Source organism: Micrococcus sp. R8502A1 (assembly GCF_006704135.1).
GTDB classification, from domain to species: Bacteria; Actinomycetota; Actinomycetes; order Actinomycetales; family Micrococcaceae; genus Micrococcus; species Micrococcus luteus.
Genome location: NZ_VIGS01000023.1, coordinates 1 through 13,005, shown reverse-complemented (window position 1 = coordinate 13,005; position 13,005 = coordinate 1). Strand labels below are relative to the sequence as shown.

At 73.6% G+C, this 13,005-nt stretch carries 8 protein-coding genes; 3 read left to right on the top strand and 5 right to left on the bottom strand.

Features of this window, described 5'->3' with window-relative positions; all coding sequences use genetic code 11:
- Positions 1 to 484 precede the first annotated feature (484 nt).
- Both FLM69_RS06075 and FLM69_RS06070 read right to left on the bottom strand, forming a co-directional pair.
- On the bottom strand, positions 485 to 2,350 hold the full coding sequence (locus FLM69_RS06075) for an alpha/beta hydrolase (RefSeq protein ID WP_044658688.1): 1,866 nt from the start codon (positions 2,348 to 2,350) through the stop codon (positions 485 to 487).
- A gap of 95 nt (positions 2,351 to 2,445) precedes the next feature.
- Positions 2,446 to 3,516 (bottom strand): hypothetical protein, encoded by a 1,071-nt coding sequence (locus tag FLM69_RS06070; protein ID WP_036315423.1) that lies wholly within the window; start codon positions 3,514 to 3,516, stop codon positions 2,446 to 2,448.
- A gap of 266 nt (positions 3,517 to 3,782) precedes the next feature.
- Between FLM69_RS06070 and FLM69_RS06065 the strand changes: the two genes are divergently transcribed.
- Positions 3,783 to 6,767 carry a S8 family serine peptidase gene (locus FLM69_RS06065; protein ID WP_044658689.1) on the top strand — a complete coding sequence of 995 codons (2,985 nt, stop codon included), beginning with the start codon at positions 3,783 to 3,785 and terminating at the stop codon, positions 6,765 to 6,767.
- 238 nt (positions 6,768 to 7,005) lie between these two features.
- Here the strand turns inward: FLM69_RS06065 and FLM69_RS06060 are convergent, their stop codons facing one another.
- On the bottom strand, positions 7,006 to 8,292 hold the full coding sequence (locus FLM69_RS06060) for an aspartate kinase (protein ID WP_036384130.1): 1,287 nt from the start codon (positions 8,290 to 8,292) through the stop codon (positions 7,006 to 7,008).
- 228 nt (positions 8,293 to 8,520) lie between these two features.
- On the opposite strand from FLM69_RS06060, the gene FLM69_RS06055 reads away from it, so the two are divergent.
- Together FLM69_RS06055 and FLM69_RS06050 are read left to right on the top strand one after the other, a co-directional pair.
- A complete protein-coding gene (locus FLM69_RS06055; RefSeq protein ID WP_036384133.1) occupies positions 8,521 to 9,534 on the top strand; it encodes an ABC transporter ATP-binding protein in 1,014 nt (337 codons plus the stop codon).
- Positions 9,531 to 10,787, top strand: coding sequence for an ABC transporter permease (locus FLM69_RS06050; RefSeq protein WP_036384136.1), 1,257 nt, complete (start codon positions 9,531 to 9,533; stop codon positions 10,785 to 10,787). Before FLM69_RS06055 ends, FLM69_RS06050 begins: the two co-directional genes overlap by 4 nt.
- A gap of 43 nt (positions 10,788 to 10,830) precedes the next feature.
- Here FLM69_RS06050 and recR read toward each other — a convergent pair whose 3' ends face one another.
- Together recR and FLM69_RS06040 are read right to left on the bottom strand one after the other, a co-directional pair.
- On the bottom strand, positions 10,831 to 11,430 hold the full coding sequence (gene recR / locus FLM69_RS06045; protein WP_002856659.1) for a recombination mediator RecR: 600 nt from the start codon (positions 11,428 to 11,430) through the stop codon (positions 10,831 to 10,833).
- A gap of 115 nt (positions 11,431 to 11,545) precedes the next feature.
- Entirely contained in the window at positions 11,546 to 12,556 is a 1,011-nt protein-coding gene (locus FLM69_RS06040) for a hypothetical protein (protein WP_255502739.1), read from the bottom strand.
- Between the last annotated feature and the right edge of the window lie 449 nt (positions 12,557 to 13,005).

The following is a 13,005-nucleotide window of genomic DNA, read 5'->3' as shown; positions in this document are numbered from 1 at the left end:
GGCCGGTGGCCCGGCCCGCCTCGGAGGCCCTGGGGGCGTCCGACCGGACGTTGTGAAGCAAGCTTGACAGTCAAGTGACCTTGTCGTCAAGGGAACTTGACGCCGGGGCCTGCACGAACTCCTCCCACGTCATGGGCGGGGTCAGCCCGAGCCAGGCCGGTTCGAGACGGAACCCGAGGGCCGTGTTCATCCGCAGGGACGCCGCGGTTCTCGTGCTCGGCCGCCGCGACGTGGCCACGGTAGGGCGCCAGGTCGGCGTCGTCGTCGAGGTGGAGACAGTTGACGTCGTCGATCGAGGCCCCGGCGTCGACGCCACCCCTCCGGCTGCCCATCGCGGGTTGAGTTATCGGGGGTGTGGGGCGGGGGCACCCGCGATAACCCAACCAGCGTTGCAGGGCCGCCCCGGGCATGACGACGGCCCGGCGTCTCCGCGGGGGAGTCGCCGGGCCGTCGGGGGCGAGCCGGGTTCCGGGTGCCCGGGCCGTCAGTCCTCCAGGAAGGCCTCGACGTCCGGGGTCACCGCGCGGGAGTCGATCAGCTGACGCTCGATCGCGTCGTGGGTGATCCGGTTGGCCTCGCGCACGGCGTCGGTGCGCATCGAGATCTTGATGTCGCCCTTGTGCGTCGGGGTCCCGGCCACCTGGACCGGCTGGGTCTCGAGCGGCAGCGGGACGGCGTCGCACAGCGACTTCTCGGCCGGCTGGGCGCCGGTCAGGAAGTAGTCACGGATGGGCGCGTCCACGCACTCGGTGCGGTACGGGAACAGGCCGTGGGTGCCCTCGTTGTCCACGGAGATCAGGGACGTGTTGCGCAGCACGCCGGCGGCGCGGTGGCCGCCCTCGTACGGGGTCGCCGCGTCCAGCTCGGACTGCACGATCACGGTGTTCGGGGCGCCCTTGCCACCGGGCTGGGCGGGCATGGAGGTCTGGGCGGGCCAGTACATGCACTCCGACGGGCCCATCAGCACACCGATCCACGGGGCCTTGCGGCCGAGGTCGTCCACCCACGAGGTCCAGTATCCCTGCGAGGTGTTCCACTGGCCGTCCTGGCAGCGGATCGCCGAGAACGCGCCCTCGAAGGTGACGGCGTCACCGGCCTGGGTGGCGGCGACGAGCTGCTCGCGCTCGCCCACGGTCTCCAGGCCGCGGGCGGCGAAGCGGTCGAAGGAGTCGCGCTCCTCGGCCGGCAGCGACGCACGGGCCTCGGCCAGGATGCGCTCGATCTGGGTGCGCTGCCCCGCGGGGTCCGTGGCCGCGGCCTCGGACTCCATGATGCGGATGTAGGCGGCGATGACGGACCCGGCGTCGAGGTACTGGGACGTGTCGTACATGGCCGGCAGCAGGAACGAGCCGGCGACGATCATGCCGAGCTGGGTGCGGGTGCCGCCCACGTCCTCCCAGCGCTCCCGGATCTGCATCGGGTCGTCCCCGAGGTCGAAGATCTCGTCGTGCCGGGCCACGTAGGGGAGCATCGCGTCCTGGAACTGGCGGTCGCGGGAGCGCGGCTGCAGGTCCCAGGTGGTCTGGAGCCCGTCGCGGGAGATGTCCACGGCGGAGTCCAGCAGGAACCGGTGCGTGTGCTGGGGGAAGACGCGCTGGTACCAGCTGCCCAGCCAGGTGCCGTACGAGTAGCCGATGTAGGAGGTCTTCTCCTCGCCCAGGACGGCGCGGATGAAGTCCATGTCGTACACGGTCTGCTCGGTGGTGATGTACGGGGTGAGCTCGTTCTCGAGGCACGCGTCGACCTGGGCCTTCGTGTCCTGCCACACGTCGTGCTCGGGGTTCGGCGTGTAGGTGCACTCCAGGGCGGTGGACTGGCCCACGCCGCGGGGGTCGAAGCCGATGAAGTCGTACTGCTCGGCGAGCTCCGGGGCGCGCTCGGCCATGGCGGGCCCCCAGGGCAGGCCGGAGCCGCCCGGGCCGCCGGGGTTGACCAGCGCGATGCCCTGGCGCTCCGGGTTGCCCTTCGAGGTTTCGGTCTTGGCCACGCGCAGGGTGATGGTGTGGCCGTCCTCGGGGTTCTTCCAGTCGCGGGGCACCGTGACGTCGGCGCACGCGGTGCCGGGGATCGCGCTGAACCGGGCGTTGAGGCTCTCGCTGCCGAAGTCGCAGGCCTCCCAGTCCAGCGTCTGGCCCACGAGGTGCGGCGCGAGCGCGGCGGCGTCGTTGACCTTGTTGCCCCGCGTGGCGGAGAGGTCGTTGGAGCGGGCCTGACCCTGCGATGCGGACCCGTTGCCGTTGCCGTTGCCGGGCGCGGAGAGCGCGGGGGCGGCGGCCGCGACGGCGAGCGAGACGGCCGCGACGGCGGCGGCGAGCGTGGTGCGGCGGCGAGCTGGAACGGTTCTGGTCACGTCAGGTCCTCGAGTCGTTCGGTGCGGAGAGGGCCGGGGCGGTCACCGGATGACGCGAGTGATGCGCCTCACAGCCTGTAGAGCGGCCATCCTAATCATGGACGTGCGCTGGAAGTCCACTCGGCGTCCGGCCCGGTCCCGGGGGCCGCCCCCGCGGCTGCGTCCAGCACCGCCAGCAGCCGCACCCGCAGCGACTGGCCCCGCGCGGCGAACTCGCGCTGTCGCCGCGCGTACTCGGCACGCCCGGCCGGCTCCTCGATCCGCACGGCCGCGTAGCCGCCGCGCCCGTCGGCGAGGTCGTCCACTCCGGTCAGGTCGTACGGCGAGGCCTCCATGTCCAGCCGGCGGATGTCCCACGCGAGGTCGAAGCAGTCCGCGAGCAGGTCCGAGTCGACCACCGGCACCAGCTTGTACGCCCACTTGTACAGGTCCATCCCCGCGTGCAGGCAGCCGGGCTGCTCCATCTCCCGCATCCCGGCGCGCGTGGGCAGGACGCCGTCGTCGCCCTCGTTGCGGTCGCGCGCCTCGGGTGCGAAGAACCGGAACGCGTCGAAGTGCGTGCACCGGATCCGCGAGCCCTCCACCACCGCGTCCGTCCCCCCGGCCCCGAGCCGCAGCGGCAGCTGGGAGTGCCGCACCCCGTGCACGTCCGAGCGGTACGCCATCGCCCACTCGTGCAGCCCGAAGCAGCCCAGGCGTGGCGCCCGCTCCGCCGTGCGCGCGAGCAGGTCCCGCGTGAACGCCACCCCCGACGCGCGGTCGGCCAGCACCGCCGCCGCGTCCACCAGCCAGCCGCCCACCGGGCGGCCGTCGACGACGGCGCCTGCTACCTCGCCGGCCTCGACGCGCCGGTAGTGCTTCCACTCGCCCCGGGGGGTCGTGCCCAGCTCGGCCGCCTCGGCGCGGGCCGCGGCGCCGTCGTCGTCCGCGAGGAGGACCCCCGGCCCGGGGTGCCAGCGCTGCAGTGCGGCGGGGGAGTGCGTGTAGTAGCCGAAGAGGAAGTCCTGCACCGGGTGCTTCTGGCCGCGCATCCGCAGGGCCACCAGCGGGTCCGTGCGTCGGGCGATGCGCTCGCGGTGTGCCCGCGCGTGGGCCCGCCACACGTCGGCGGGCAGGGTGACGACGGCGGTAGGCGGGGGCGCGGGGGCGGTGCGTGGCTCGGGCATGACCCCACCATCCTCCCCCGTGGCGCCCCTCATGAGCGAGCGGCTCCGCGACGCCGACGCGGGGAGTGTGCTCCGGCGGTCCTTATTCGACGGTCCTGGACGTTGCCTGGCAAAGATCTGGTCAAACGCCCTACCGGACGGTAGATTGCACATGTCTCGCTGTGGCGCTCATCACATGGGCGTCGATCTCCCCGTCCCCCGGCGCCATCCCCGCCGGCGTGCCACGGGTGAGAGCTGGGCGGACCTTGATGAGAAAGGCGGAGGCAATGCCTCAGAACCCCACCCCTGCCCGACGCCGTCGGGCCCTGGCCGCGGCCGTCGCCGGCGCGAGCCTCGTGGCCGCTCCCGCGCTCGCGGTGTCGGCCACCGCCGTCGAACTGCCCGACGGCAGCACCGTCTCCAGCCCGCAGGGCGAGGTGCAGGTCCAGCAGCAGTTCGAGGACGGCCGCTACTTCGTGGTCCTGAAGGACCAGCCGTCGGTGACCGCCCCCGAGGCCGGCGCCGTTCCGGGCGCCGCCCCGAAGGCGAAGTTCGACCCCTCGCACCCGCGCGTGAAGAACTACGAGGCCAAGCTCCAGCGCCAGCAGGCGAAGGTCGCGAAGACCCACGGCGCCAAGGCCGAGATCTCCTTCCAGCGCGCCGTGAACGCGTTCGTCGCCGAGCTGACCGCCGAGGAGGCCCAGGCGATCGCGAAGGACCCGGCCGTGCTCGGCGTCGCACCGGACGAGCAGGTGGCCCCGGACTACAGCTCCACCGAATTCCTCGGCCTGCCCGGCAAGAAGGGCACCTGGAAGTCCGTGTACGGCAAGGCCGAGAACGCGGGCAAGGGCGTGGTGGTCGGCGTCATCGACTCCGGCATCCACCCGGACAACCCGTTCATCGACGGTCAGCCCGTCCAGCCGCTCAAGGGCAAGGCCAAGGTCGGCGTGCCGTACCGCACCGCGGACGGCCAGATCGCCGTGCTCAAGGCGGACGGCACCACCGCCACGGCCGAGTGCGAGACCGGCCCGGACTTCCCGGCGTCGTCGTGCGACTCCAAGCTGATCGGCGCCTACGCCTTCTCCGACGACTTCGAGCGCTTCGTCCCGGTGGACGAGCGGGCCCCGGAGGAGCGCATCTCCCCGCTGGGCGTGTTCTCCCACGGCACCCACGTGGCCACCACCATCCTCGGCAACACCGGGGTGGAGCAGACCATCGACGGCGACTCCTTCGGCGAGGGCGCGGGCGTGGCCCCGGCCGCCCACCTGATCTCCTACAAGATCTGCTGGGAGGACACCGACCCGAACACCGGCGGCTGCTACACCTCCGCCTCCGTGGCCGCCATCGAGCAGGCCATCGAGAACAACGTGGACGTGCTGAACTACTCGATCTCCGGCTCCAACACCTCGATCGTGGACCCGGTGGCCATGGCCTTCAAGTCCGCCGCCGAGGCCGGCATCTTCGTGGCCGCCTCCGGCGGCAACTCCGGCCCCGGCCCGAACACCGTGAACCACGGCTCCCCGTGGCTGACCACCGTGGCCGCGGAGACGTTCTCCAACGAGCTCACCGCCACCGTGCAGTTCTCCGACGGCACGCAGCTCCGGGGCGCCTCCTCGGCCCGCACCGGCGTGGGCCCGGCCGAGGTCATCCACGCGTCCGAGGTCGCCGCCGGCGACGCTGAGGCCGCGCGTCTCTGCCTGCCCGGCGGGCTCACCGAGGAGGCCGCCGGCAAGATCGTGCTCTGCGAGCGCGGCGGGAACGCCCGCACCGAGAAGTCGCAGGTGGTGGAGGAGGCCGGCGGCGTCGGCATGATCCTCGTGAACACCCCGTCCGGCTCGCTGGACGCGGACATCCACGCGGTGCCGACCGTGCACATGAACGACAACGGCGTGATCGAGAAGGTGAAGTCCTCCGACCTCACCGCCACGATCGTCCCGGGCGACACCACCGGCCTGCCGGAGGACCCGCTGCCCCAGATCGCCGGCTTCTCCTCCCGCGGCCCGGCCAACGCCGTGAACCAGGAGCTCCTGAAGCCCGACCTCGCCGCCCCCGGTGTGAACGTGATCGCCGGCGTCTCCCCGCTGGACCCCGACTACCACGGCAACACGTTCGGCCTGATGTCCGGCACGTCCATGGCCTCGCCGAACCTGGCCGGCATGGCCACGCTGCTGATCGGCAAGTACCCGGCCTGGTCCCCGATGGCCGTGAAGTCCGCCCTCATGACCACCGCCGGCGACGTGTACAACGCCGACGGCACCGTGAACACGGACAACTTCGCCACGGGTGCCGGCTCCGCCGATCCGGCCGCCGCCGCCCGTCCGGGCCTGGTCTACGACTCCGGCAAGGAGCAGTGGGACGCGCTGCTGCGCGGCGACATCGCCGGCCGTGACGTGAACGTCCCGTCCCTGGCGATCCCCGACGTCGTCGGCTCGGCCACCGTGACCCGCACCGTGACCGCCCTGGAGAACGGCCGCTGGCGGTTCTCTGCGAACGTGCCCGGCTTCGAGGTGACCGCCTCCCCGGCCGTGCTGGACCTGAAGGCCGGCCAGTCCGCCGACGTCGAGCTGACCGTCACCCGCACCGACGCCGCGGTGAACACCTGGACCCACGGCTCCATGTCCTGGACCACCGCCAAGGGCAAGGCCGTCCCGGAGGTGACCTCCCCGGTCACCGTCAAGGCGAAGTCCGCGACCGTCACCTCCGCCGGCGAGGGCTCCGGCGCCACCGGCTCCGCCGACGTGGAGATCACCCCCGGCGTGACCGGTGAGCTGACCCCGCAGGTCCTGGGCCTGGGCAAGGTGGACTCCACCGTGGCCGCCGCCATCGCGAGCAACTCGCTCGAGTCCAGCGCACTGGCCGTGTCCACGGTGACCGTGGAGGAGGGCACCAAGTCCCTGGTGGCCTCGATCAACGCGGGCGCCGCCGGCGCCGACTGGGACCTGTACGTGATCACCCCCGAGGGCAAGCAGCTCTCCCGGGCGACCGCGGACGAGTCCGAGACGCTGACGATCGTGAACCCCACCCCGGGCGCCTATACCGTGGTCGGCCACCTGTACGCGGCCAACGGCGGCAAGGACACCGGCACCCTCGAGACGCTGAAGCTGCGCGAGGACGCGGGCAACCTGACCGTCTCCCCGAACCCGGTGCCCGTGACCTCGGGCAAGGCCACCGAGGCGACCCTCTCCTGGTCGGGCCTGACCTCGGGCACCTGGAAGGGCCTCGTCACCTGGGACGCGGGCATCACGACCGACGTGACCGTCCAGGTCCCGTGACCGCCGACCCCCTCCGTCCTCGCTGACGGAACGGGAGGAACCGCCCGCACGACGCCGGCCCCGCACCTTCACGCTGAAGGTGCGGGGCCGGCGTCGTGGTGGGTGGGGGAGGGTGGAAGCACCCCGGCCCCCTCGCTTTCGAACGTGGGATAGGCCCTATCTCACGTTCGAAAGCGTCCATTCGCCCCATTTCACGTTCGAAAGTCGCCCGGGCGGTGGGGCAGCGGCGGATGCGGCGTCAGCGGCCGGTGCCGCCGTAGACCGTGGCCTCCTCCTCGGCGTCGAGGCCGAAGGCGGCGTGCACGGCGCGGACGGCGTCGTCGAGCTTGCTCTCGGCGGTGACCACGGAGATGCGGATCTCCGAGGTGGAGATGAGGTCCACGTTCACGCCGGCGTCGGCGAGGGCCTTGAAGAAGGTGGCGGAGACGCCCGGGTTGGAGCGCATGCCCGCGCCGATCAGCGAGAGCTTGCCGATCTCCGGGTCCGAGACGATGTCCTGGAAGCCGATCCGGTCCTGGGCGGCGCGCAGGGCGGCCATGGCGTCCTTGCCCTCCACGATCGGCAGGGTGAAGGAGATGTCCGTGCGGCCCGAGCCCTCGCGGGAGATGTTCTGCACGATCATGTCGATGTTCACGTTGGACACGGCGATCACGCGGAAGATCTCGGCGGCCTTGCCGGGCACGTCGGGGACGCCGACGATCGTGACCTTGCCCTCGGAGCGGTCGTGGGCGACGCCGGAGACGATGGGCTGTTCCATGGGAGCGCCTTCCTGAAGGGTGATGGTGTCGTTCGGGTCGGGCATGATCCAGGTGCCCTCGTGGTCGGAGAAGGAGGAGCGCACGTGCAGCGGCACGCCGAAGCGGCGCGCGTACTCCACGGAGCGCAGGTGCAGCACCTTGGATCCGGAGGCCGCCATCTCGAGGGTCTCCTCGGAGGAGAGCTCGGTGAGCTTGCGGGCGGTCGGCACGACGCGCGGGTCGGCCGAGTAGACGCCGTCCACGTCCGTGTAGATCTCGCACACGTCCGCGCCGAGCGCGGCGGCGAGGGCGACGGCCGTGGTGTCCGAGCCGCCGCGGCCCATGGTGGTGATGTCCTTGGACTCGGGGCTCATGCCCTGGAACCCGGCCACGATGGCCACGCGGCCGGCGTCGAGGGCCTCCTGCACGCGGTGGGGGTTGACCTTGACGATCCGGGCCCGGCCGTACGAGGTGTCCGTCAGCATGCCGGCCTGGGAGCCGGTGTAGGAGCGGGCCTCGACGCCCTCGGCGTGGATCGCCATCGCCAGCAGGGACATGGAGATGCGCTCGCCGGCCGAGAGCAGGATGTCCATCTCGCGTGCGGGCGCGTCCTGCGTGAGCTCGGCGGCGAGGTCGAGCAGCTCGTCCGTGGTGTCGCCCATGGCCGAGACAACGACGCACACGCGGTTCCCGGCCCGGACCGTGTCCGCGACGCGGCGGGCCACGCGCTGGATGCCGGCGGCGTCGGCCACGGAGGAGCCGCCGAACTTCTGGACGATGAGACTCATGGGTCGCTCCGGACAGGGTCGAGGGTCGGTTCGGGCCAAGTCTAGGGGCGCGCACCCGCGCGGGTCCGCCAGGTGAACCCCTGTTCCGGATGCTGGACCCGGCGCCCGTGGCCGGCCAGGACGACGGCGCCCGCGGCCCCGCCTGCGACCCCGGTCGGGCTGGGATCGGCGCCGGGATCATCCCCCGGGTGGATCCGCGTCCATGCACGGCCCGGCAAGGATGGGGCCATGACCGCTCCAGCACCCCCGCCCGCCTCACCCGTCCTGGGGGCGGCCGCCCACGACGGGATCGTGGCCCACGGCCTCGCCCGCTCGTTCGGCGCCGTCCATGCGGTGCGGGACGTCTCCCTCACCGTGCCCGCCGGCTCCGTGACGGCCCTCGTCGGCCCGAACGGCTCGGGCAAGACCACGCTCCTGCTGATCCTGGCCACCCTGCTGCGCCCGGACGCCGGCGCCGTGTCCGTGGCCGGGGTGGACGCGGTGCGCGAGCCCGTCGAGGCCCGGCGGCGGCTCGGCTGGATGCCCGACACCCTGGGCGTGTGGGAGGAGCTGACCTGCCACGACATCCTCGCCAGCCTGGGCCGGCTCTACGGCATGGGGAAGGCGGAGGCGTCGGCGCGCGCGGACGAGCAGCTCGCGTGGGTCGAGCTCACGGAGTTCGCCCACCGGCCCGCCCGCGTGCTCTCCCGCGGCCAGCAGCAGCGCCTGTCCCTGGCTCGGGCCACCGTGCACCGGCCCTCCGTCCTGCTCCTGGACGAACCCGCCAACGGCCTCGACCCGGCCGCCCGCATCCGGCTGCGGGACGACCTGCGCGCCATGGCCGCAACCGGCACCGCCGTGCTCGTCTCCTCCCACGTGCTCGCCGAGCTCGAGGAGATGTCCGATCGCGCCGTGTTCCTCCATGAGGGCGCCACGGTGGCCACCCAGGAGTTCCGCGCCGCCGACGACCTCGCCCGCCCCTACCGGATCGCAGGGCCCGACCCGTCGGCCCGGGACACCCTTATCCGCGCCCTTGAGACCCGCGGCCTCGCCGTCACCGCAGCCACCGGCGCCGGCGCGGGCCAGCGCCGGGACGGCGTCGTGGTGCAGCTGCGGGGTGAGGCCGCCGCGGCCGCGCTGCTCGCAGACCTCGTGCGCGAGGGTGTGCTCGTCAGCCACTTCGCCCCGGAGGGCTCCCGCCTCGAGAACGCCTACCTGGGCCTCCATCTGGAGGGCCCCCGCACCGAAGGAGACCGGCCGTGAGCACCGCCGTCGCGACCTCGATCCACGACCGCCGCCCGCCGGAGCCGCAGCCGGGGGGACGCCTCGGCGCGGCCCAGGCCGTGGCCACCGTGGTGGGCATGGAACTGCGTCAGCGGCTGCGCTCGCGCGGCTGGTACGTGCTGTTGGGCGTCTTCTTCGTGGTGGTGGGGGCGGTGACCCTCGGCGCCCTCGGGCTGCGAAGCCTGGGCATGGCGGGGATGGAGGCGTCCGGCCTGGAGCCGGAGCTGGCGGAGCAGCAGATGCGCGCCCTGGGGCGGACGCTCTTCGACGGCGTCCTGCTCTTCGTCCTCACCCTCTCGCTGTTGGTCTCACCCGCCCTGGCGGCGAACGCGATCTCGGGCGACCGTGCCGGCGGCACCCTGGCCATCACCCAGGTCACCCTGCTGCGGACCGGGCACCTGATGACGGGCAAGTGGCTGGCGGCGTGGATCGCCTCCGCCGCGTTCCTTGCGGCCGCGCTGCCGTGGCTCGCGGTCGCGGCCGTGGTGGGGCGCGTGTCCCCGTGGGCCGTGCTGGTGGGGCTCGTGATGATCCTCGTGGAGTTCGGCATGATCGCGGGGATCGGCGTGGCCGTCTCGGCGATCGCCGGGCGCACGCTGTTCGCCGTCGTGGTGACGTACCTGATCGTGGCGGCGCTGACGATCGGCACCCTGGTGGCCTTCGGGCTGTCCCTGCAGTTCCTGCAGACCGAGGTGCGGGCCAACGAGGCCGACTACGGCTCCACGACGGCGGAGCCGTTCACCGAGGCGGAGCTCGAGAAGATGACCCCGGAGGAGGCCGAGCAGGCCTGGGCCGAGTGGGAGGCGGCGCACCCGGAGCTGTACGACGGGATCGCCGACCGGTGCGTCGGCCCGGTGACCACCCGGACGATCCCCGACCCGCGGCGCAGCGGATGGCTGCTCGCGGCGAACCCGTACGCCGTGCTCGCGGATGCCTCCCCCTGGGAGGGCGGGCTCCTCGAGGACGGGACCCGGGCGGAACCCGGGCCGCTCAACCTGCTGTCCGTGGGGCTGCGCTGGACCCAGCGAGACCCCGTCCGGGACGTCGAGTGCCTCGACGGCGAGCTGCGCGGTCTCGACAGCACCGGCGTGCCGGATCGGCAGGGCACCTGGCCGGTGTGGCCGCTCGGCCTGGCGATGCAGGGTGTGCTGGTGGCCGGGCTGGGCTGGTGGGGCCACCGTCGCCTGGACACCCCGGCCGGGCGGCTGCCCGCCGGCACGCGCGTGGCCTGAGCCGGGCCGGCGTCGGGCGGGGCCTGCTCGACACCGGCCGGTGTCAGCCGCTGATCAGGCGACGTCCCTCGAAGGCACGGCCGAGGGTGACCTCGTCCGCGTACTCGAGGTCCCCGCCGACGGGCAGACCGGAGGCCAGGCGCGTGACGCGGATGCCCGTGGCGCCGAGGAGCCGGCCGAGGTAGGTGGCCGTGGCCTCGCCCTCGAGGTTGGGATCCGTGGCGAGGATGACCTCCTGCACGGCCTCGTCCTGCAGCCGGGTGAGCAGCTCGCGGACGTGGAGCTGCTCGGGGCCGATGCCGGCGATCGGATTGATGGCCCCGCCGAGCACGTGGTAGCGGCCCTGGAAGGCGCGGGTGCGTTCCATGGCCATGACGTCCTGCGACTCCTCGACCACGCAGATCTGGGAGCGGTCCCGGCGTTCATCCCGGCAGAGCGAGCACACCTCGTCCTCGGAGACGTTGAAGCAGACCGAGCACAGCCGCACCCTGTCCTTGACCGTGCGGATGGCGTCCGCGAGCCGCAGCATGTCCTCCCGATCCGCCTCCAGCATGTGGAAGGCGATGCGCTGGGCGGACTTCGGCCCGATGCCCGGCAGGCGGCCGAGCTCGTCGATCAGGTCCTGCACCGCGCCCTGGTACATCCGTCTCCCTCGTCCGATGGTGCGTCTCGTGGGGCGTGCGCCCCGACGCGGCGCCGTGGTCCGGCGCCGCGTCCATCATGCCCGCGGCCCCGGACGGCGTACGGGCGCGTTCGCCTCAGGCGTCGTTGGGGCGTTCCTCGAGCAGACGGCCGCCGAGCACCCGTTCGACGACGACCCGGCCCACGAGGCCCGAGTCCTCGAGCGGGACGTCGTCGTCGCTGGCGACCTCGTCCTCCCACCCCACCCCGGACGTCGCCAGGGCGGCGGGGCCGGTGTCGGCGGGCCGGGTCAGGCCGCGGCCCTGGGCGGCCTCGCGGGCGGCGCGGATGGCCGCGGCCCGCGCGTCCAACGACGGCGGCGCCGAGGCTCCCCCGGCAGGCTCGACGTCGGCGGGGCGCGCCCCGAGCGAGGCCGCGCTCGGCCGGCCCCCGGCGGGGGAGCCCGGCGAGGCGTCCGGGGCGGGGCCACCGGGAGCGCCGGGGCCGCCGCCCGTCCCGCCGCCGCCGCTCGAGCCCGCGTTCACCGGAGGCTCGAGGGGCCCACCGGCCCGCAGCCGCTCCATGAGCCGCGGGTACATGCTCGCCGGATGGCCCGAACCCGGGAAGTCCGCCCCGCCCGGGCCGGCAGCCGCACGCGGCGTGGCGTCCGCGTCGTCGGCGGGCACGCCCGGATCGGGGGTCTCGTCGGCCGTGGGCGCGCCCGTGGGGCGCCGCTGCTCGTCCGAGGACGGGCCGGCGCCCGAGGCGGCCGGGTGGAGATCGCGTCGCTCCGTGGCCGCTGCGTCGTCATCCGGGGCGGGTGACGGCGTGGCAGGCCGGGCGGAGTCACCGTCCGCGGCCGCGCCCGCGCCGTCGTCGAAGCCGGCGGGACGGGTCGCGCCGAAGCGCTTCGCGAACTCGGCGCGCAGCTCCGCCTCCGGACGGGCGAACACGGGGATCGAGTGCTCCTCCTCGCGGACCAGCGGCCCCGGGTCGTAGGCCCGACGGACCTCCTCGGCGCTCGGCTCGCTCTCGCCGGGGGTCGGGGCGTCGGGCTGGACCGGGGAGTCCTGGCCGGCGTCCGGCGCGGCGCCGCCGGGGGCCGGTGCGGCCTGCGGCGGCGCGCCCCAGTCCTCGACCGACGGCACGGGGCCGTCCCAGCCGGCGGCGCCGACGGGCCGCTCCTCGGCGTCGCGGGCCGGCGGGGTCCAGCCCTCGGGGCCGTCCGAGTCGTCCTGCTCCGCGTCCGGGTCGAACGCGGGCAGCGAGTCCCACGGGTCCTCCTCGGGCGGGGGAGCGTCGTCCCAGGCGGGCGGCTCCTCATCCGGGCCGCCCCAGCCGTCCGCCGGCGGGGCGGGGGCGGGCGTCGTCGACGACGTCGGCGCCGGCCCCCAGGAGGTGGCGGGAGCCGCGGGCGTCCAGGCGGGGGACGGCTCCGGCGTCTGACGCTGCTGCGTGGCCCGGGGCGGAACGGCCGGCGGCGGCGGGTCCGTCTTTTATACCCAACTGAAGAGGCCGTCGGTCGCATAAGTGTAGGACTGTGGGGTGGCGGGCACAGTAAAAATAGGAGTATAAGAAGTGAGTATCAATTAGGGAA

Excerpts from the sequence above, each read along its gene's own strand:
- FLM69_RS06055 (WP_036384133.1), top strand. The coding sequence starts at position 8,521 with ATGACCGCTCCAGCACCCCCGCCCGCCTCACCCGTCCTGGGGGCGGCC.
- recR (WP_002856659.1), bottom strand. The coding sequence starts at position 11,430 with ATGTACCAGGGCGCGGTGCAGGACCTGATCGACGAGCTCGGCCGCCTG.
- FLM69_RS06060 (WP_036384130.1), bottom strand. The coding sequence starts at position 8,292 with ATGAGTCTCATCGTCCAGAAGTTCGGCGGCTCCTCCGTGGCCGACGCC.
- FLM69_RS06065 (WP_044658689.1), top strand. The coding sequence starts at position 3,783 with ATGCCTCAGAACCCCACCCCTGCCCGACGCCGTCGGGCCCTGGCCGCG.
- FLM69_RS06070 (WP_036315423.1), bottom strand. The coding sequence starts at position 3,516 with ATGCCCGAGCCACGCACCGCCCCCGCGCCCCCGCCTACCGCCGTCGTC.